A 20,912-nucleotide genomic window follows, 5' to 3' on the forward strand; every position below is an offset into this window, starting at 1 on the left:
TTTGTGCCAATTAATAGGTATAAAATTAATTATTATTATCGTCTAATGCAAGTGATTTCAAAACCCATTTAGTAACGGTTACGAATGTTGCGATTTTATTTTCCATTAAATGCGGTCATGGTGTTTTCTAAACCTGCGGTTCCAAATGATTTTATAATCTCTGAGGATAGTTCTAATCGTCCCGGAAGTGCCAGTTTTTCAGTATCATCCCAGTCTCCAAGTACATAGTCAACTTGTTTCCCTTTTTTGAATTCATCACTGATCCCAAAACGGAATCTGGCGTAGTTCTGCGTATTCAGTACAAGGTTGATGTTTTTTAATCCGTTGTGCCCGCCATCGCTTCCTTTTTGTCTGATGCGAATGGTTCCAAAAGAAAGATTCAAATCATCGGTAATCACCAAAATATTTTCCAAAGGGATATTTGCTGCCGTCATCCAATATTGCACTGCTTTTCCGCTCAAATTCATATAGGTGTTGGGTTTCAAAAGCAGAAAAGTTCTTCCCTTGAATTTATATTCGGCCAGTGCACCCAGTTTTACGGTTTCAAAGTTGACTCCTTCTTTTCGGGCCAAAAAATCCACTATTTTAAATCCGATGTTGTGTCTTGTGTTTACATATTCGGCGCCAATGTTACCGAGCCCTACTATTAAAAATTTATTACTCACGCTTTCTATATTGTTTTTTTGGTGTTCGTGAACCTCCGGTTTCATACAATCCGTATTGGTCTCTGTTTTTGTTGATGAGAATAAATTTGATATCCATTTTATCATACTGCAAAAGTAAACTAATTAGAGTATTGGTCTATTAGATTGTTGAATTTTTAGAGTAGTCACAAAAGAGAAAAAGTAATGACTTTATAGCCCCGATGGGAGTGAAAATCCTTTTTTGAGGTTTTTCCCGAAAAAAAGATTGTAACATACAGCGGGAAGATTGTTTATAGAAATGCCAGTTTTCTCGCTTCAAAGCAAAAAAAAGCACCAGTTTTACAACTGATGCTTTTTTTGAATGATTGAAAAAATATTATTTTTTCTTTCCTTTTGCAGGAGCTTTTGCTGCTTTTGCTGCTTCTTGAGCCGCTTTCATAGCCGCACGAGAAATCTTCACTTGACAAATAACTGTATTGTCTGGGTGCATGATTTTGTAGTCTGGGGAAGCTACTTTAGTAACGTATAATTTGTTACCCATATCAAGTGGAGTAATGTCAGCTTCGATAAAATCTGGAAGATTTTTCGGTAATGCTTTTACTCTTAATTTACGAGTGTTCAAACGTAAATCTCCACCAGCCATAACTCCTTTAGAGTTCCCAACGATTTTTACAGGAACTTCCATAGTGATTTCTTTGTCATCAAATAATTGAAAGAAGTCAATATGTAAAATCTTGTCAGACACCGGGTGAACCTGAATGTCTTGTAAAATAGCGTTAAATGATTTTCCTTTTCCAAGATCGATCTCAACTGTGTGAGCGTTTGGAGTGTAAACCAAGTTTTTGAAAGCCATAACTTCTGCTGAGAAATGAACTGCCTGATTTCCTCCGTATAATACGCAAGGAACCAATCCAGCATTACGTAGGGCTTTAGTTGCTACTTTACCCACGCTTTCTCTTTCTGATCCTTTAATTGTAATCGATTTCATTGTAAAAAAAATATAGTTATTAAATAATATTACTTGTTTGGCTTCTAGCTTTTGGCTATCAGCATGAATTTATAACTTTAAGACATTTGACTTTATGACGAATGAATTACATTATAAACTTTCCACTAATGGAATTGTTGTGGTGCACCATGTGCATAACTTCAGCAAAAAGAGGCGCACAACTCAACACTCTTATTTTGTTTGATTCTTTCTTCAATGGAATAGAATCGGTAACTATTAACTCTAATAATTTAGAATTCTCTATCTTTTCGTAAGCATCGCCAGATAAAATAGCGTGGGTACAAATCGCTCTTACGCTCAATGCTCCTTTTTCTATCATTAAATCTGCGGCTTTCGCCAAAGTGCCTCCGGTATCAATCATGTCATCTACTAAGATTACATTTCTGCCTTTAACCTCACCAATTAATTCCATGGTGTCAATCACATTTGCTGCTTTTCTCTGTTTGTAACAGATAACCACATCCGATTCTAAAAATTTAGAATAGGCGTAGGCTCTTTTGGAACCACCCATATCTGGCGAAGCAATCGTCAAATTATCTAAACCTAAACTTTTTACATAAGGTAAAAAGATGGTCGAAGCAAAAAGATGATCTACCGGTTTTTCAAAGAATCCTTGGATTTGATCAGCATGTAGATCCATTGTCATTACTCTTGTTGCGCCTGCTGCATCCAATAAATTGGCTACTAATTTAGCCCCTATCGGAACTCTTGGCTTGTCTTTTCTGTCTTGTCTTGCCCAACCAAAGTAAGGTATTACTGCGGTAATGTGTCTTGCCGAAGCACGTTTTGCAGCATCAATCATCAATAACAATTCCATTAAATTATCAGCAGTTGGAAAAGTCGAGCAAACAATAAAAACCCGTAAACCCCTGATAGACTCTTCGTAGGAAGGTTGAAATTCACCATCGCTATAGGTAGACATGGTAACTTTTCCTAACGGAATTCCGTATTCTTTTGCAATTTTCTCTGCAAGATATTCACTTTTTGAACAAGCAAAAATTTTAGCTTCTGGTTCTAGGTGTGACATTTAATTTGTTGTTTTGTAGTTAGTTGTGTGTTTCGTTTTAACGAGGTGCAAATTTATAAAATTTATTCAACTCTGAAAGGAAAAATTTAAGTATTTTCAGAATTGATGCCTCTTAGGTCTAATAAAATGGAATTGTTTGTGAAAAACGGCTCCGAGTTGCCGCTGTTTTAATTCGAGGATTTATCTAAACAATAGTTTCTTGTGTGTCGCTGGGTTTTAATTAGATTGTCTAGTGAGAGTTTAAGAATTTCGAAAACACATTTTATTTGTGAATTAATTTATGTTTTTTTGGAATAAAGTTGATGTTTGTGACTAACAAATTATTAATTTATGATCGATAAATTATTCTATATTATTTATAATGCCTATTATAAGCATGGGAGTATAAAAACGATATTCCATCGCTAACTGGTTTAATTTATTGTTTTGTAGGGAGTTAATTTATTTTGTCTTTGTAAGAGTAAAATCTATTTAAGCGTAGAAGGAAAAATTAAATATTTTTTTAATGTTTTCTAAAAATATTCTTTACATTTGCACCGTGTTAAAGGAATTGATGGTTGATTTAAACACAATCACATCTTTTATTGCGTTGAAATAACTGTTGTTATTTCATGTCTGCTAAGCCCGGATGGCGGAATTGGTAGACGCGCTGGTCTCAAACACCTGTGGGAAACCGTGCCGGTTCGACTCCGGCTCCGGGTACTTAAAAAGTCTGTAATTGCTTGTTTGTCAAGTATTACAGGCTTTTTTTATTGTGTTTGCCCGACAAAACCATAAACTCGTAATAAAATCCGTTTACAATGTTTAAACTTCTTGAGGGTAGCGTTTAATTTATACGGTTTTAATTTCTACAATTAATTCAAAGTTTTGAAAGAAGACATCTTTCCTAGTCAATATTTAGTTAGCTTCTCCTTCAAATCCGCTTCTGCTCTCCTTTATTTTCACAATGTTTTATTAATTGATTCGATTTTTTGTACTACAATCGGTAAATTTGAAAGACAACATTAAATTAATAAAAACATGACAGTACAAATCAACACAGACAACAATGTAGAAGGACACGCACGTTTGAAATCGTACATTTCGGATGAATTAGGAATCGCTTTAGCGCGTTTTGAAGATAAAGTGACCCGATTAGAAGTGCATCTTGGAGACGAAAACAGTGATAAGTCAGGAGTCAATGACAAAAGATGTCTTATTGAAGCCCGACCAGTAAATATGCAGCCAGTAGCGGTTACGAATTATGCGGATACTACGGAGAAAGCATTTCACGGAGCATTGGACAAAATAAAAAAGGTGTTGGACACTGCTTTCGAAAAACAGAAAGCGTATTAAATAGTTGCCTTTTGGCAAACATCAATTGAAAAAAAGGACACTATCTTTAAAGATAGTGTCCTTTTTTTATTTGTTATTCTTCGGAAAAAGAGGTTGCACTTTATTTGTCAAACAGTAGAGTTGCCAATACTTCATCCCTTTTATAGACATCTTCATAGAAATGAATTACTCCTTCGTTATCTACCCAAGCGGTGAAATAGCCAATGTACACCGGGATTTTGTTTTTAAGCGTGTACCAATACTCTTCTCCACTGTTCATGGCGGATGCTATCTTTTCAGGATTCCATTTTTTATCGTTCTTCATAATCATGGCGGCAAGTTCTTTTGGCTTGGCCACTCGAATGCATCCGTGGCTAAAAGCGCGGTCTTCTTTACCAAATAAACTTTTGGATGGCGTATCGTGCAAATAAATCGCATTCGAATTAGGGAATAAAAACTTCACTAATCCCAATGAATTTTCAGGTCCGGGTCTTTGTCTTACATAATCATCTTTCCATTCCATGTTGTGTTCCGCCAAGTAATTTGGGTTCTTTTCAATCTCAGGAAGTATTTCTTTATTTAAAATACTCTTTGGAACATTCCAATACGGTCTGAACACGATATATTTCATGGGAGCACTAAAAATCACTGTTTTGTTCATGGCTTTTCCCACAACAACTTTAGAGCGTAATTCTGGTTTTCCATCTCTTAAAAAGGTTAATTCATACGCGGGAATATTCACCACAATTAATTCTTTGGATTTGGTAATATCATTCGAAATCCATCGACAACGTTCCATGTTGACCATAATGGTTTTGATACGGTCCGCAACGGACACATTCATATACTTGATATGTTCCGGCAGAATTGTTTTGTTTAGGGTATTGCCACTTCTCTTTTTAAATTTCAAAATTCCTTTCGCTAATTCGGTATCATACACAGCGCTTTTGGAATCCCGGGAAATATCATCAGTGATAAATAGACGGGTTCTGATTTGTGCAATTGTAGCAGCACTGTCTCCGGGCTTATACCATTTGACCGTTGTGTCAATAGCGATGGTTTTCCATCCGCCCTTTTTTTCTATTTTTCGGTATTCCTGCAAGACATCTTTAAGCAGGTAATATTGCTTCAATACACCTTTTTCATCTTTGTTGATTAATGAAGGATTGATTAACAACGAATCTAAATAATTGACATACGATTGTCTTTTTCGAGGTAAAAACCATTCCAGTTCTTTGGTTTTTTGAGTACTGATGCCATCATATACTTTTTCTGTGTAAAAAAAATACAGTGAAGAACTCAATAACTCGGTTTCAATACTTGCTTTTTGCTTGTCGTCCGGATTATCATAAATATCATCTAATTTTTCCTTGTATGGAATCACGGTTTCAATTCCTTCCTGACTCAAATTATTCACTTTGTTGTATAATACACCCGCAAATTCATTGAGTCCATCTTTGTCAAACCAGATGTAATGAAATTGATGCTTGCGATATAATTTTTCTACATCAGCTTGGTAGCTTTTCAGTTTTGGATACTTTTCAAAAAAAGTGTTAATCTGGGTGCTGTCAAAAGCAATTTCGATGGTATTTAAACTCGTTTGCTTCTTAGCGGAATCGGGATTATTTTTCTTTTTACAGGAAATGATCGTCAACAGTATTGTAAAAGCAATAATTAGTATTGGGGAGCATAACTTTCTCATAGGTCGAATTTTAATGCGTAAAAGAATTCATTTAAGGCATTACAAAAATACGCAAAATCGAGTATTGTGCTACCAGTTCTGAACAGGCTGTATTTTTCAAGGTTAAAACAGTATCTTTACTTTTAGAGTAAAATTCAATCTTTAATAGAGGTTAAATATCTGTAAATTAATTATTTAAATTTTTTATTTTGTTTTTAAATCAATTTTTATTGTCCAATCAATTTCTAAAAATCCAAAAATTATGAAAAAAATAGTGCTATTTTTTTTAAGTATTTTACTGTTTTCATCCTTTATCTCAGCAGATCAAGACATTAATAAAGAAAAAGAAAAAATAAATTCAGTGCTTGATACGTGGCATAAAGCGGCGGCGGAAGCTAACTATAATGCCTATTTTAATTTGATGACGGATGACGCGGTTTTCATTGGTACAGATGCAACCGAGAATTGGAATAAAGCGGCTTTTCAAGCGTATTCAAAACCACATTTCGACAAAGGGAAAGCATGGAATTTTACCGCATTGGAACGTCATATTTATTTTGATAAAACGGGTAAAACAGCTTGGTTTGATGAATTGTTGAACACTCAAATGAAGATTTGCCGTGGTTCAGGTGTTTTGGTAAAAACAGGTAAGGAGTGGAAAATAAAACACTACGTTTTGTCCATGACGATTCCAAATGAGAACTCGAATGAAGTCATAAAAGTTAAAGCTTCGATGGAAGATGTAATGATAAAAAAGCTACAGTCCAAACAATAGATTTATTTAACTTGCCCTGCAGACATTATTTTTTTTGCATAAAAAAACCTCTGCTTTTTTAGCAGAGATTCTTTATAAAATATAAATTCTAATCATTACCAGATTTTGACTCTTTTCTCTGGGGCCAGGTACAATGAATCGGTAGGTTTTATGTTGAAAGCGGTATAAAATTCAGGAATATTGCGCACTACACCATTAATTCTGAATTTTGCTGGCGAATGCGGATCGGTAGCGATTTGATTTCGCAAAGCTTCGTCACGAGACTTATTCAGCCAACATTGTCCCCAGCTTAGTAACACGCGTTGTTCCCCAGTGAAACCTTCTAAAACGGGAGATTCTTTTCCTTCGAGACTCATTTTATAGGCTTTTAGAGCAATGGATAATCCTCCTAAATCCCCTATATTTTCCCCTTGGGTAAATTCCCCATTAACATTGAGGTCAGGAAATACTTTGAACATGTTGTATTGTGCGATTAATGCGCCTGTTTTTTGTTTAAAAGCAGTTAAATCTTCAGGTGTCCACCAGTTGCGCAGTACTCCGTCACCATCAAAGGTGCTTCCTTGGTCATCAAAACCATGGCCTATTTCGTGCCCAATTACCGCGCCAATTCCGCCATAGTTTGCTGCGCCTTCCACTTTTACATCAAAGAAAGGCGGCTGTAGTATTGCTGCAGGAAATACGATTTCATTAAGTGGAGGATTATAATATGCGTTTACGGTTTGTGGAGTCATTCCCCATTCGGTTCTGTCAACAGGTTTTCCTAATTTATTAATTTGTCTGTTGTATTCAAAAGCGGTGGCTTTTTGTTGGTTTCCATACAAGTCACCTTTAACGACTTTCAAGGTAGAATAATCTCTCCATTTGTCAGGATAACCAATTTTTGGAGTGAATTTAGAGAGTTTGTCCAAAGCTTGTTTTTGGGTCTCTGGACTCATCCAATCCAAATTTTTTATGCTTTCCCCATAGGCTTTGAGAAGGTTTTTGACTAAAAGTGTCACTTGTTCTTTGGCTTCAGGAGAGAAGTGTTTTTTTACATAGACCTTTCCCACGATTTCACCAAGGTTATTGTTTACTCTGTCAACACCTCTTCTCCATAACGGTTGTTGTACTTGTACTCCGTTAAGGGTTTTGCTATAGAAGTCAAAGTTTTCATTATCTAAAGCGGTGTTCAATGATCTTGCCGCTCCATGAATGGTACTCCATTTCAAATAGGCTTTCCAAGTGTTTAAAGGTGTTGTTCTTATGAGAGTGTTGAGCGATTTGATATAGTCAACTTGTGCAATGACGATATTTTGTTGGTTGAGGATTCCAGCATTTTTTAGCATGGAGGCCCAATTAAAATCAGGCATGAGTTGGTTCAAATCTTTAATAGCATATTTGTTGTACAGTTTTACTATGTCGCGAGTTTGTTCTTTTTTCATGTGTTGGGCAGCCAAAGCAGTTTCTAATGCCATGATTTTTTTGGATAAATCAGGTGCATTGGCTATTCCGCCAAGTTGTAGCATCTTCTCGATATGGATTACATATTTTTTTTGTATTTCTTTAGATTTAGCATCTTCAAGGGAGTAATATTCTCTATCGGGTAATCCTAAACCACCTTGCCAAGAAATAAGCATGTATTGGGTTGGGTTTTTTAAATCTTCCATTACCGAAACGGAAAAAGGAATGTTGCTTCCGGATTTATTGGCATATCCAAAATAAGCAGCCAGATCAGTATAGTTGGTAATAGCGTCAATTTTATTGTATTCCGGAAGTAATGGTGTAATTCCTTTTTGATCCCTCGTTTTAGTATCCATGAAGGCTTCATAAAAGTCCCCAATTTTTTGTTCATCGGAACCGGCTACAAAATTACCTTTGGAAGAAGCTTCGATAATGGCTTTTACGTCTTCTTGTGATTTTTCATAAACCATATATCCAGCACCATAAGAGGCTTTATCATCTGGTATCTTAGTTTTTTTTATCCAAGTTCCGTTGGCATAGGCATCAAAATTATCACCTGGTTTTGCAGATGTGTCCATGTTTTCCTTATTAATTCCAGAAAGGAGTTGGTCTGGTTTTTCAGAAGTGTTAAAAGCACCTAACAATAAAATGGAAGATACCAACACGAGCTGTGTTTTAATTGGGTATGGTTTTGATTTCATAAGTTGGATTTTAGAATATAAATGTAATTAAAAAAAAGCGACGTATTTATAATAAATTGATTATTAAATACTTAAAACTAAAATAATTTTAATTAAGGGACTTAAACCATTGGTTTTACTGATTTATATAGTTTTTTAGGTAATTTTTTTCACTGTTTTACCTAACACGAGGTAGGTTATTGTTCTCTTTTTTGGATTTATTTTCCTTATAGATAAACTTTAAAACAACACAGTGATTGACGCTTTGTACAAAGTAAAAGTGAATTATGATGTGTATTTGAATGGGAGTAAAATAGGATGATAAAAAAGCTACAGTCCAAACAATAAATTTATTTGGAATCATCAGAGAATAATAGTTCGGCTAAGCGTTCGTCCCTGATGTAGATGTCGTTATAAAAATTAATTTCTCCCGAATCGTTTACCCAAGTGGTGAAATAACCAATATGAATCGGAATTTTCTTTTTCAATATGCAAGTTGTTTCGACCTCGCCTTTCATCGCCTCATTGATACGTTCTACTGGCCAATCCGGATCGTCTTTTAAAATCAACAACGCCAGTTCTTTGGCCTTGTCCATATTGATGCAACCGTGGCTATAGGCTCGGTACTCGTATTGAAATAAATCTTTAGACGGGGTATCGTGTAAATAAATATCATCAGAGTTTGGGAACACAAACTTAACCAGTCCCAAGGAGTTTCTGGGACCGGGTTTTTGTCTGGCATTCCCATTGTACCATTCTATATTATTGGTTGTCATATAGTCTTCGTTCAAAGTCATTAAGTCCTTTAATTCATTCTCAATGATACTTTTAGGAATGTTCCAATAAGGACTGAATACTATTTTGGTTATGTTGCTGCTGAGAACAACCGTTTTGGTCATGTTTTTACCCACAAGCACTTTCGATTCTAATATATTTATACCATCTTTTTTATAAAAAAGTTTGTAAGATGGAATGTTTATAATGATATGTTCATCGGATTTTGCTAATTCTGGGGCAATCCACCGGCAACGTTCCATGTTTACTATAATGCTTTTGATGTATTTTTCAATTGGGATGTTCATGCGTTGAATGTGCTTTGATGCAATGAGATAATCCGCTTTATAACCATGTCTTTTTTTATAATTCAATATGCCGGCCATTAATTCTTCATCGTACCGATTGCTTTTGGAATCCTGTTTTAAATCTCCGGTGACGGCCAGACGTTGTCTTATTTGACCAATGGTTTTTGAACTGTCGTTTGGTTTGTATTCTGCTTCCAAAGAATCTATTGCTATGGGATTCCAATTGCCATTTTTCTCTATCTGACGGTATTTTTTTAAAACATCGCGCAGTTTGTAATATTGTCCAAATAACAGATTTTTATTACCGCTTAATGTTTTAGGATCAACTAATAAAGAGTCTAGAAGGTCTTGATAAGAGAGGTTTTTCCTTGGCAAAAACCATCCCATTTCCTTGGTTTTCTCCGTGCCAATTCCCTGAAATACTTTTTTAGCATAAAAAACATACATCGAGGACAGCATGAGTTCGGTATCGGTATTGGATAAATCATCTGCGGATTTCTCGTTAAAAATTCCGTCAATTTTATCTTTATACGATAAGTTATACTTTAGGCCTTCCTCTTCAAGCAGATTTACTTTGGTGTATAATAAATTGGCAAACTCAATAAGTCCTTTGTCATCATACCAAATAGCGACGTAGTTTCGTTTTTTGTACAAGGCAGTAACATCCGACTGGTATTTTTTTAAATTGGGATATTTTTTGAAAAAACGAACAACATCAACGCTGTCAAGGGATTTATCGATAGTAGATTTCTGAAGGACGTACAGGGCAAAAGCAAACATCTTAGCCGTCAGATTTTCATTTCTGTTGTGGTAAACAGTGACAAGCGAAAAGCCAAATAATATAACTGCTATGGATAAAACATATTTTCTCATGGCATAATTATTTATATAAAGGTAAAGAAATATATTCTTGGTATAAAGTGAATTAACAATGCGTTTGCTGTTAAGATGCTTATTTGGGGTGTGTTATGTTAATTTTCTGATTTTATTTGTTTCGGATAAATTAAAGGAATGATGGAAGAATAGCAGTGCTTGTTAAAGACTTTCTTATAAATATGATTCAAGCAAAAAAATAATTTTGTAATTGCGAAGGTTTTCTAAATGATTTTCTTCATTTTTTCTCCGGCAAATCGTTCGGTCTTATATATTTCCTTAATTTTGCCGAAATATTCTGAAAAAGTGGGAAGCAAAAATAAATTAAAAAGGTTCAAGGAAAACGAAACATTCGATAACGTTTTTCAGCCAACGAGAGAAGAAGTAGTAGGAGATTTATTTCCGCTTAAAGGCAAATGGAATTCGGAATTCTTCAAAAATGAAAACCCATTAGTGCTGGAATTAGGCTGTGGAAAAGGAGAATATTCAGTGGGTCTTGCCGAAAGATATCCAAATAAAAATTTTGTAGGAATTGATATCAAAGGAGCACGTTTCTGGCGTGGTGCCAAAACGGCTGTTGAAACCGGATTGCATAACGTGGCTTTTATCAGAACCCAAATCGAATTAATCAACCACATTTTTGCTGAAAATGAAGTGGACGAAATCTGGATTACTTTTCCGGATCCACAAATCAAATACAAACGCACGAAACATAGAATGACTAATTCAGAGTTTTTGCAATTGTATAAAAAAGTCCTTAAAAAAGACGGTGTTGTAAACTTAAAAACCGACAGTGAGTTCATGCACGGGTACACCCTTGGGTTGTTGCACGGTGAAGGACATGAAGTTTTATATGCAAATCATAATGTGTATGTAAATGAGGGAAGTCCGGAGGAAGTGACTGCATTTCAAACTTTTTATGAAAAACAATATTTGGAAATTAACAAAGCAATTACGTATATTCGATTCAAAATAAAATAGCAATCAGTGTTCAGGCTGTAGTGTTCAGTTTCTAATGATAGTCGTGGACAACTGTAAACTGAGTGCTGATTACTGAATACTTAGTGTTACTATGAATTTAATTACTTCCTTATTTTTGGGTTTCATTACTGCTTTTGTAGGGATTACGCCTCCGGGATTAATCAATATGACAGCCGCTAAAGTGAATCTGAAAGAAGGGAAGATAAGTGCCTATTGGTTTGTTTTAGGAGCGGTAATTGTAATTTTTTTCCAAGCGACACTGGCAATATTATTTGCGAGGTACATTGAAGGCAGACCAGATGTGATCGTTTTACTGCGAGAAGTGGGATTTGTTATATTTTCAGTATTAACCATTTATTTCGTACTGATTGCCAAAAAGCCAAAAGCAAGGAAAGGGAAAATCAAAAAAAAGAGTACATACACTCGTTTTTTTCTTGGGATGCTGCTTTCTGCACTTAATTTTTTCCCCATTCCGTATTATGTTTTTGTAAGTATCACTTTGGCTTCTTATGAATTATTTGCTTTCGATATTCCTCATATCTTTATTTTCGTGACTGGTGTGGCATTAGGCTCCTTTTTAGTTTTTTATTTATATATCACTTTCTTTCAGAAAATTGAAAACAAAACGGATTATATGATGAAAAACATGAATACGATCATAGGAAGTATAACAGGATTAATAGCTTTAATCACTTTAATTAATATTATTCGATATTATTTGAGGTAGTTTGAAGCAAAATAAAAATACCGTTTTTATCCGATTTACAAATATGTCAAACGACAACTTTTTTGAACGTGTTTACGCCATTGCCAAGCAAATTCCTTACGGGAAAGTTACGTCTTATGGCGCTATCGCAAAGGCTTTGGGAACAGCTCGTTCTGCTCGAATGGTGGGTTGGGCAATGAATGCTTCGCATAATCTTGAAGATGTTCCGGCGCATCGTGTGGTGAATCGAAAAGGATTACTCACGGGTAAACTACATTTTGACGGAACCAATCTGATGCAGCAATTATTGGAAAACGAAGGCATAACGGTTATTGATAACCAAATTGTGGATTTCGAAAAACATTTTTGGCAGCCGGAAGTTAGGATTGAGTAGTCAATAAAAGTGCAACACATTGGTTTTTGGCCATCAAAAAGCGATATTTTCTCTAATAATCACCCTCAATTCCTGCATCAATAAATGCAATACAAATCCTTTATAATAAGAACTTAATCTGCTATCTTTGTAATCTGAAATCAGTTTAAATAAAGATAATATTCTGGCGCTGAAATGCCAATAGAAAACAGTAAACTAAAAATGAAATTAGACAGAAAAGACATTCTTAAAGCTTTAGAAACGATTACTATAGCTGGAGAAGGAAAAAATATGGTTGAAAGTGGCGCAATAGCAAACGTAATTACTTTTGGCGATGAGGTTGTGGTAGATTTAGTATTGCACACACCGGCGATGCACATTAAAAAGCGTGCAGAAGATGATATCAAAAAAACAATTCTTGAATTAGTATCTCCGGATGCAAAAATCAAAATCAATAGTAAAGTTGAGGTTCCGGACAAACCAGAAATCAAAGGGAAATCAATACCGGGAATAAAAAATATTATAGGGGTTGCCTCTGGAAAAGGAGGAGTAGGAAAATCTACTGTGACTGCAAATCTAGCGGTATCACTTGCAAAAATGGGTTTTTCAGTTGGAATCCTTGATGCCGATATCTACGGACCGTCTATGCCCATCATGTTTGACGTAGAAAATGAAAAACCAGTTTCTGTAACAGTCGATGGGAAATCAAAAATGAAACCCGTTGAGAGCTATGAAGTGAAAATTCTTTCGATTGGATTTTTTACGGCGCCAAGTCAAGCGGTAATCTGGAGAGGACCAATGGCTTCTAAAGCGTTGAACCAAATGATTTTTGATGCTGACTGGGGAGAATTGGATTTTATGTTAGTCGATTTGCCACCAGGTACAGGAGACATTCACCTTTCTATCGTACAATCATTACCAATTACGGGTGTTGTTATAGTAAGTACTCCACAAGCAGTAGCTTTGGCCGATGCTAAAAAAGGAGTTTCTATGTTCATGTCAGAAGCTATAAATGTTCCTGTTTTAGGAATTATTGAAAACATGGCATACTTTACACCGGAAGAATTACCTGAAAATAAATACTATATCTTTGGAAAAGAAGGAGCCAGAAATCTTGCTGAAGATTTAGAAGTTCCATTCCTTGGCGAAGTGCCAATCGTACAATCTATTCGTGAAGCAGGGGATTACGGTCGTCCGGCAGCAATGCAAACCGGTTCAGTTATCGAAACTGTTTTCGAAGAAATCACGAGAAATGTAGTACGGGAAGTAGTAAATAGAAACGAAAGCTTACCTGCTACAGAGGCTGTTAAAATTACAACTATGGCCGGTTGTTCAGCAGTAAAAAAATAGAAATTAGAATCTTTTGAAAATGATTTTTTAATCTTTCAATTTTCTAATCTTTCAATCTTTAAATAAAGAAAATGACAACAGAAGAATTAACAATAGAAGTTCAAAAAGCACTCGAAGAAATCAGACCTTTTTTGAACTCTGATGGCGGTGATATTACCCTTATTTCCATCGAGGATGACAAACACGTAAAAGTGCGTCTCGAAGGAGCCTGTACCAGTTGTAGTGTAAATCAAATGACATTAAGAGCTGGTGTGGAAACTACCATTAAAAAATTTGCTCCCCAAATAGAGACCGTTGTAAATATCCTATAAATACTTTGGGCGTGCCCATTTTGAGAAAAAAGGCTACTCTAGATAACGAGTATTTGCCTTTTTTCTCAAAATGGTCGGGCTATCCGCGCTACTTCGGTAGCTGGTTGCTATCCCTCACGCACAAAAAATCCGCATTCCAAAAGTATACAATTGATTAACCAACCAATTCCAAATTTAAAAAATGGATGTATTAATAAAAATTAAAGATAGAGAAGGAGTAGTGCATGAATTACAGGCTCCTACAGATATGGCCATGAATATCATGGAATTATGTAAAGCCTATGAACTTCCTGTAGAAGGAACTTGTGGCGGAATGGCCATGTGTGCTTCTTGTCAATGTTATGTTCTTAATGACGTCCCTTTACCGGAAATGGGTGATGATGAAGAAGCGATGCTGTCAGAAGCATTTTACGTAAAATCAAACAGCCGTTTGGGCTGTCAAATCCCAATCACTGAAAGTCTCGAAGGATTAGAACTGGAGTTGGCTCCAGAAAATTAATAAAAAAGCGTTTGCCTCGGCAAACGCTTTTTTTATTTATAATCTTTTAGATTCGTCGGGCCTTCGAGTACTTCTCTCACAACCTGAAGAATACCATTCTCCTTGGTGTCAATAAACCATTTTATCAATGTAATGGTTCCGTTTACAATTTCAATTCCTGTGATGCTCCTTGGATGTACACAGCTCCCATCATTGAAATAAGGTGTTGATTTCTCATTTGGGTAAGAAAAACTAGGGCGATGTGTATGACCCACAATGGTAATTTTGCGATTATTGTTCTCAATCCATTTTTTTATGCGCAGTTCTATTTTTATTCGTTCCAGATAATTTTTGGCGGGACTTGTAGGATCAGATATTCCCCAAATTTGTAACGGTTTCCATAAGACACGTACCATGAACCTGTTGATTTTCCAGCCTACATAATTCATGAAATCAGCTTGATGACCGTGGGTTAAAAACAGTTCCTGTTTCGTTTCCTGATGAACCAAAACTATGGCTTCATGACATTTTATACCAGTAAACAAGGGTTCAATTCTGTCATTTTGTGTGTTTGTATACGCCGTAAGCGTTTTTTCTACATGATCTTTATCTCGAAAAGTCATTTCATGATTACCCCAAATTTTATGGTATCTATTGGAATCATGAAATTTCTTTAGTAAAAGATACACGTTTTTGTGCGCTTCGAAAATAGTTTTAAAGAAAATATTTTCCCATAATTCATCCCCGTCACCTAACTCACAATACGTAAAACCATCGTTGTAATATTGGGTCATTGCATGAAAGTAGACGTTTCGATTGCTTGCAAAATCATCAGCAAAACTATTGTCGCTTCTGTGGCAGTCACTAAAAAGAATAAATTTTGATTGGTCATCAAAAGGAATTCTTTTGGCTTCTTTGTAGGCCTTTGTTAATCGTTCTTGGGAAGACATTTGTTTATTTTAAAAAATAAAGATATATAAAAACGGCTACGAAAGCTGTTTTATAAGGACACTTCTTTACAAATGAGTCTTTTAATTTTGTATTGCTGTGGCAGCTTTTGGCAAAATCAGTTCTACAAATAAGGAATACGCTAATTCTGATGGATGTAATCCATCTTGCGCAACAAGATCAGTATTTGTCAAACCTTGTCTGGTGATATCCGTAATGTTTACAAACTCAATTGTGTTGTCTGTGCAATATTTTTTTGCAAAAGCATTATAATTGTCAATTTCCATTGAAATCGTTGATTGGATTCCTGATCTCTGACCAAAAGGAGTATAGGCATAATCCGGAATAGAAACCACAATTACATTGGTCTTATCTCCCTTTGCAAGAGCAATAGCTTTATTTATTAATTCAGGAAATTCTTTTTCGTATAATGAAATAGGTCTGTGTTGACATTGATTGTTTACCCCTATTAATAGCGTAACTAAATCATAGTTTGAAGTTGGACTCTGGGTGTTTATTGCCGATATTAAGTTGGTGGTGGTCCAGCCCGTCTGTGCAATAATTTTCAAAGAATAGGTGTTGGTTGGATTTAAATTTCCTAGGATTTTTTTTAATTGTTCAGGAAATCTACAGGTTTTACAAACGCTCTGACCGATTGTGTAACTGTCTCCAATTGCCAAATAGCTGTAGGATTGGTTTTGTGTTTGCGGAATAGGTTTTGTAATTACTGGTATAGTAGTAGTTTTAGTTGCTGGATTATCAGTACTGCAACTTGAACTAAAAAGGAATAAGAAAAACGCAACTGTTATTTGGAATTGTTTTTTCATTATTTTTGAAATTAGATAAAACTCATTTCTAAATAACAGTTACGTTTTTTTGGGTGAATTGGTTTTAGGCTAATTCCACATTCATCATAAGCGTTTCTTCGATGGCATCCCAAAGCCCGATACGTTTTTCTAAAGCCAACTTCGAAATTTCTTCGACATCAGACCATTTTTGAGCATCAGTCCCACAAAGTTCCGTTATCATTTTCATTGCCATTGGGCCATGGTCATCAGCATCCAATTCGATATGTCTTTCGAAATAATAAATGAGTTTACTCAAATCAGTTTTGGGGAAGTTTTCTTGAAAATTTTTCAAAATAGCGGTAAACATGCCTGGAATCAGATCTTCTCTTCCAAAAGTGAATGCAGCTGCAATTTCATGCGATTTTCCTTCGTCAATAACTCTGAAAGTAAAGTCTAAGAAAGCTTTGATATTTGGGTGTAAATTGCTTTTTTTAATAGCAACAAATATGTTTTTAAGTGAATCTACTTCTGCTAGAAATTGTTTTATACCAGCAGTATTTGCGCTGCAAGCCTCCATCGCTTCAATATACATTTCATAATGACTTTGGCGACGGCCATCAATAGTCAAATCGGATTCTTCTGCAAGGACTATTTCGTTTATCAAATACCTGGTTTCAGGATTTTCTGTTGCAAACCAAGGAGTTGTTGTGCAGGTTAATTTAGATTGTAATGCTTTTAATAAAGACATAAAATCCCAAACTGCATACACGTGATTTTCAAGAAAGCACTGTAAATCCTCAATGGTTTTTACTTTTTTATATAAAGAATGTTGTAACAATAGCTCTTTTTGGGGTTGAATGCTATTGTTGATTGTTTCAATATTCATAAGTGGTATTTTTATGTAAATATAAAAAAGCTTCTCGTTTCCAAGAAGCTTTTTCAATCAATTTTATAAATACTTTAATAGTCGTTGAAGGTTATTTAAAAGCTGGAATTCCAGTAATATCCATTCCGGTAATCAATAAGTGAATGTCGTGAGTTCCTTCATAAGTAATTACAGATTCAAGATTCATCATGTGGCGCATGATAGAATATTCTCCGGTAATTCCCATTCCGCCTAGCATTTGTCTGGCTTCACGAGCAATATGGATTGCCATATCTACATTGTTTCTTTTAGCCATTGAGATTTGAGCAGTTGTTGCTTTACCTTCATTTCGCAAAACGCCTAATCTCCAAGTCAATAATTGTGCTTTGGTGATTTCAGTAATCATTTCGGCCAATTTCTTTTGTTGCAATTGAGTTCCTGCAATAGGTTTGTCAAACTGGATTCTTTCTTTGGCGTAACGTAAAGCAGTATCATAACAGTCCATGGCAGCGCCAATAGCACCCCAGGCAATTCCGTAACGTGCTGAATCAAGACAACCAAGAGGCGCTCCTAGTCCAGATTTATTTGGCAATAAGTTTTCTTTTGGTACTTTTACATTGTCAAAAATTAATTCGCCAGTTGATGATGCACGAAGCGACCATTTGTTGTGCGTTTCCGGAGTAGAAAAACCTTCCATTCCGCGCTCTACGATTAAACCGTGAATTCTTCCTTCTTCATTTTTTGCCCAAACAATAGCAATATCTGCAAACGGTGCATTCGAAATCCACATTTTGGCACCATTCAATAAATAATGGTCTCCCATATCTTTAAAGTTGGTAATCATGCTTCCTGGATCTGAACCATAGTTTGGCTCCGTCAATCCAAAGCATCCCATAAATTCGCCTGTTGCTAACTTTGGTAAGTATTTTATGCGTTGCTCTTCATTTCCATATTTCCAAATTGGATACATTACCAAAGAAGATTGTACAGATGAGGTAGAACGAACGCCAGAATCTCCACGCTCAATTTCTTGCATGATTAATCCATAGGATATCTGATCTAAACCTGCACCGCCATATTCTTCGGGAATATAAGGACCAAAACCACCAATTTCACCTAAACCTTTTATGATTTGTTTTGGAAATTCCGCTTTTTGAGCATATTCTTCTATGATAGGAGATACTTCGCGTTTTACCCATGCACGAGCAGAATCACGAACTAGCTTGTGCTCTTCTGTTAGTAAATCGTCTAAGTTATAATAATCTGGAGCTTGAAATAAGTCTGGTTTCATGGTTTGGTAATTTTTATATGTGACAAATTTACATAAAGAAATATAACAAAAGCACTAACAAATGTTATATTTTTTTATTTTCATTGAAAATAACGAATTTTGTAATCAAATATGGTATTTTTCAAAGTATGATTTTAATGAAAAAAACATTGCCTACTAATTTACAATAAAATCGCTAATTGCCGTTTGAAATTTATTTTAAAAGAAGAAGTCGATGGATGTGGATACAGTACTGAATTACATCTTCAAATAAAAATCTTTTGTCAATTCGATATAATCGGGTGTATATTGATGTCTCGAAGTTTCGATAATTAATTCATCAAGAGTAATGATAGCGTTTTCATTTCGGGTAAAAGCTAGTAAACTGCGTTTGATCTCGGTAGTTGGAGTCCCTTTTACGCGAGTAATTTTTAAAGGATGTAATTCGTATTCTTTGGCTAGAGCCAAAAAGATTTCTTCTTCTTTAAAAGGAATTATAACAGAGAAAATACCGTTTTCAGAAAGTAACAAAGCAGCGGCTTCGATCAAATCTTCAAAAGGCATCGCATCGGCAAAACGCGCCAAATCCCGTTGTTCGTTTTCAGATTTATAATCGTCAGTATAGAATGGAGGATTGGAAACAATTAAATCGTATTCGTCTTCTGGTTCTTCTACAAATTCATCCAAACCAGCATGAAAACAGAATAGGCGATCACTCCAAGGGGAGTTTTCAAAATTATCTACGGATTGTTCGTACGCTTCTTCGTCGATTTCCAAAGCGTCAATTTGTTCCGCGTTGCTTCTTTGTGCAAGCATTAAAGCGATTACACCTGTTCCGGTGCCAATATCTAAAATGTTAAAGGGATTGTTTTCAATTGGTGCCCAAGCGCCAAGTAAAACACCGTCGGTTCCAATTTTCATGGCACAACGATCTTGTTCTATTGAAAATTGTTTGAAACTAAACATGGAGAAATTTGATTTCAGATTGTAGATTAACGATTTTTGATTTAGGATTTTTTGTAAATGCGGATTTATTGGATTTCAATAAATAGTAAAGTCTAATGAAGTCTTTGATTTTATCGATTAACCGAATAAGCAAATAACCGATTAAACTTTTCTAAAGGTACATTTCAATAAGTCCTTCTGGTAAATCCATGATAACTTTTTTGTTTTCCCTGTCAATTTTTACAAGGAAATGGTCAATCATGGGAATGAGAATTTCTACATCGCCGTTTAGAACTTCAAAAAGAGGTTGGGCAGTAGTGTCATTTATGGATTGGATTTTTCCAACAACACCAAGGCGTTTGTCTTCAACTTCAAAACCAATTACTTCATGGAAGTAGAATTTGTTGCCGGTAAGTTTTGGCAACATATTTAAAGGAAGATATAGATTGTTGCCAATAACAGCATCGGCATCTTCTTCGGTATTCATATCTTCAAAACGAATTCTAAGAAAGTCGTTTTTGTGTAACGAACTATTTTCAATAAAAAAAGGAACCAAGTGTTTGTTGCATTCAACAAACACTGATTCCAAGTTTTCGTATAACTCAGGTTCGTCCGTGTCTAAATAGGCAAGAACTTCCCCTTTGAAACTAAATTTTTTAGCGATTTTACCTAAGTAGAAACAATCTTCTTTACGCATCTTCGCCTTCTAAAATTATGCTTCAGTTGTTTCGTTATTTTCTTCTGCAGCAGGAGCTTCTTCAGCTTCAACTTCAGCAACTTCTTCTTCAACAGCTGGAGTTGCAGCAGCGATAGCGTCAGCTTCTGCTTGAGCAGCTGCAGCTAAACGTTTAGCATTAACATCTTGTTCTGCTTTGAAAGCTTTAGCTTTAACATCAGCTTGTGCTTTTGTTAAACCTTCTTTTTTAGCATCAACTTTTCCAGATTTTGCTTCTAACCAAGCAGCTAATTTTGCATCAGCTTGTTCTTGAGTTAAAGCTCCTTTACGAATACCACCATCAAGGTGATGTTTCAATAAAGCACCTTTGTAAGAAAGAATTGCTTTTGCAGTATCAGTTGGTTGAGCACCATTGTGTAACCATTTTACTGCGCTATCAAGGTTTAATTCGATAGTTGCTGGGTTAGTGTTTGGATTGTAAGTACCAATTTTTTCTAGGTATTTACCATCTCTTTTTGAGCGTGCATCTGCAGCTACAACCCAGTAAAAAGGTTTTTGTTTTTTACCGTGTCTTTGTAATCTAATTTTTACTGACATAATCTTATGATTAAATTTTGAGGTACTCGACCTCGATTAATTAAGGGTGCAAAGATACATTTTTTCTCGATAAATACTAATTCGAATAGTATTTTAATG

The 20,912-nt window shown here is 35.4% G+C and carries 21 protein-coding genes and 1 tRNA gene; 9 read left to right on the plus strand and 13 right to left on the minus strand.

Annotated elements, in window-relative coordinates:
- Positions 1–95 precede the first annotated feature (95 nt).
- From pth to E0H99_RS03175, 3 genes are all read right to left on the minus strand, one after another.
- Positions 96–770, minus strand: a complete 675-nt coding sequence (gene pth / locus E0H99_RS03165) for an aminoacyl-tRNA hydrolase (protein ID WP_131991091.1) — start codon at positions 768–770, stop codon at positions 96–98.
- A 250-nt stretch (positions 771–1,020) separates the two neighbouring features.
- The gene (locus E0H99_RS03170) at positions 1,021–1,632 is read right to left on the minus strand and encodes a 50S ribosomal protein L25/general stress protein Ctc (protein WP_131991093.1); all 612 of its coding nucleotides are present in this window, start codon (positions 1,630–1,632) and stop codon (positions 1,021–1,023) included.
- Between the two features lie 106 nt (positions 1,633–1,738).
- Positions 1,739–2,680, minus strand: coding sequence for a ribose-phosphate pyrophosphokinase (locus tag E0H99_RS03175; protein WP_131991095.1), 942 nt, complete (start codon positions 2,678–2,680; stop codon positions 1,739–1,741).
- Between the two features lie 622 nt (positions 2,681–3,302).
- Here E0H99_RS03175 and E0H99_RS03180 point away from each other — a divergent pair.
- Both E0H99_RS03180 and E0H99_RS03185 read left to right on the plus strand, forming a co-directional pair.
- Positions 3,303–3,382: transfer RNA gene (locus E0H99_RS03180), tRNA-Leu, on the plus strand.
- Between the two features lie 318 nt (positions 3,383–3,700).
- Positions 3,701–4,015, plus strand: a complete 315-nt coding sequence (locus E0H99_RS03185; RefSeq protein ID WP_131991097.1) for an HPF/RaiA family ribosome-associated protein — start codon at positions 3,701–3,703, stop codon at positions 4,013–4,015.
- Between the two features lie 100 nt (positions 4,016–4,115).
- Here E0H99_RS03185 and E0H99_RS03190 read toward each other — a convergent pair whose 3' ends face one another.
- Positions 4,116–5,696: a murein L,D-transpeptidase gene (locus E0H99_RS03190; RefSeq protein ID WP_131991099.1), complete on the minus strand. Its 1,581-nt coding sequence runs from the start codon at positions 5,694–5,696 to the stop codon at positions 4,116–4,118.
- A 241-nt stretch (positions 5,697–5,937) separates the two neighbouring features.
- Between E0H99_RS03190 and E0H99_RS03195 the strand changes: the two genes are divergently transcribed.
- The gene (locus E0H99_RS03195; protein WP_131991101.1) at positions 5,938–6,450 is read left to right on the plus strand and encodes a nuclear transport factor 2 family protein; all 513 of its coding nucleotides are present in this window, start codon (positions 5,938–5,940) and stop codon (positions 6,448–6,450) included.
- Positions 6,451–6,545: 95 nt separating this feature from the next.
- Here the strand turns inward: E0H99_RS03195 and E0H99_RS03200 are convergent, their stop codons facing one another.
- Together E0H99_RS03200 and E0H99_RS03205 are read right to left on the minus strand one after the other, a co-directional pair.
- Positions 6,546–8,591: a M13 family metallopeptidase gene (locus E0H99_RS03200; protein WP_131991103.1), complete on the minus strand. Its 2,046-nt coding sequence runs from the start codon at positions 8,589–8,591 to the stop codon at positions 6,546–6,548.
- A gap of 329 nt (positions 8,592–8,920) precedes the next feature.
- The gene (locus E0H99_RS03205; RefSeq protein WP_131991105.1) at positions 8,921–10,525 is read right to left on the minus strand and encodes a murein L,D-transpeptidase; all 1,605 of its coding nucleotides are present in this window, start codon (positions 10,523–10,525) and stop codon (positions 8,921–8,923) included.
- A gap of 306 nt (positions 10,526–10,831) precedes the next feature.
- Between E0H99_RS03205 and trmB the strand changes: the two genes are divergently transcribed.
- The 6 genes from trmB (at position 10,832) to E0H99_RS03235 (ending at position 14,745) form a co-directional block, all read left to right on the plus strand.
- A complete protein-coding gene (gene trmB / locus E0H99_RS03210) occupies positions 10,832–11,506 on the plus strand; it encodes a tRNA (guanosine(46)-N7)-methyltransferase TrmB (protein ID WP_131991632.1) in 675 nt (224 codons plus the stop codon).
- 91 nt (positions 11,507–11,597) lie between these two features.
- Complete coding sequence (locus E0H99_RS03215; RefSeq protein ID WP_131991107.1) at positions 11,598–12,233, plus strand: LysE family transporter; 636 nt, start codon at positions 11,598–11,600, stop codon at positions 12,231–12,233.
- A 43-nt stretch (positions 12,234–12,276) separates the two neighbouring features.
- Positions 12,277–12,606 carry an MGMT family protein gene (locus E0H99_RS03220; protein ID WP_131991109.1) on the plus strand — a complete coding sequence of 110 codons (330 nt, stop codon included), beginning with the start codon at positions 12,277–12,279 and terminating at the stop codon, positions 12,604–12,606.
- A 201-nt stretch (positions 12,607–12,807) separates the two neighbouring features.
- Entirely contained in the window at positions 12,808–13,935 is a 1,128-nt protein-coding gene (locus E0H99_RS03225; protein WP_131991111.1) for an Mrp/NBP35 family ATP-binding protein, read from the plus strand.
- Positions 13,936–14,006: 71 nt separating this feature from the next.
- Entirely contained in the window at positions 14,007–14,246 is a 240-nt protein-coding gene (locus E0H99_RS03230; RefSeq protein ID WP_073205171.1) for a NifU family protein, read from the plus strand.
- A gap of 181 nt (positions 14,247–14,427) precedes the next feature.
- Positions 14,428–14,745: a 2Fe-2S iron-sulfur cluster-binding protein gene (locus E0H99_RS03235; protein WP_073205174.1), complete on the plus strand. Its 318-nt coding sequence runs from the start codon at positions 14,428–14,430 to the stop codon at positions 14,743–14,745.
- A 32-nt stretch (positions 14,746–14,777) separates the two neighbouring features.
- Here the strand turns inward: E0H99_RS03235 and E0H99_RS03240 are convergent, their stop codons facing one another.
- The 7 genes from E0H99_RS03240 to E0H99_RS03270 form a co-directional block, all read right to left on the minus strand.
- On the minus strand, positions 14,778–15,674 hold the full coding sequence (locus tag E0H99_RS03240; protein WP_131991113.1) for a serine/threonine protein phosphatase: 897 nt from the start codon (positions 15,672–15,674) through the stop codon (positions 14,778–14,780).
- 81 nt (positions 15,675–15,755) lie between these two features.
- Positions 15,756–16,499 (minus strand): SGNH/GDSL hydrolase family protein, encoded by a 744-nt coding sequence (locus tag E0H99_RS03245; protein WP_131991115.1) that lies wholly within the window; start codon positions 16,497–16,499, stop codon positions 15,756–15,758.
- Between the two features lie 64 nt (positions 16,500–16,563).
- Positions 16,564–17,346, minus strand: coding sequence for a DUF3050 domain-containing protein (locus tag E0H99_RS03250; RefSeq protein ID WP_131991117.1), 783 nt, complete (start codon positions 17,344–17,346; stop codon positions 16,564–16,566).
- Between the two features lie 91 nt (positions 17,347–17,437).
- On the minus strand, positions 17,438–18,616 hold the full coding sequence (locus E0H99_RS03255) for an acyl-CoA dehydrogenase family protein (protein WP_131991119.1): 1,179 nt from the start codon (positions 18,614–18,616) through the stop codon (positions 17,438–17,440).
- Between the two features lie 237 nt (positions 18,617–18,853).
- A complete protein-coding gene (locus E0H99_RS03260) occupies positions 18,854–19,561 on the minus strand; it encodes a tRNA1(Val) (adenine(37)-N6)-methyltransferase (RefSeq protein ID WP_131991121.1) in 708 nt (235 codons plus the stop codon).
- A 151-nt stretch (positions 19,562–19,712) separates the two neighbouring features.
- On the minus strand, positions 19,713–20,237 hold the full coding sequence (gene rimM, locus E0H99_RS03265) for a ribosome maturation factor RimM (protein ID WP_131991123.1): 525 nt from the start codon (positions 20,235–20,237) through the stop codon (positions 19,713–19,715).
- Between the two features lie 15 nt (positions 20,238–20,252).
- Positions 20,253–20,813, minus strand: coding sequence for a 30S ribosomal protein S16 (locus E0H99_RS03270; protein WP_131991125.1), 561 nt, complete (start codon positions 20,811–20,813; stop codon positions 20,253–20,255).
- Positions 20,814–20,912 lie beyond the last annotated feature (99 nt).

It is taken from the genome of Flavobacterium sp. GT3P67 (assembly GCF_004349155.1).
Lineage (GTDB): Bacteria > Bacteroidota > Bacteroidia > Flavobacteriales > Flavobacteriaceae > Flavobacterium > Flavobacterium ranwuense.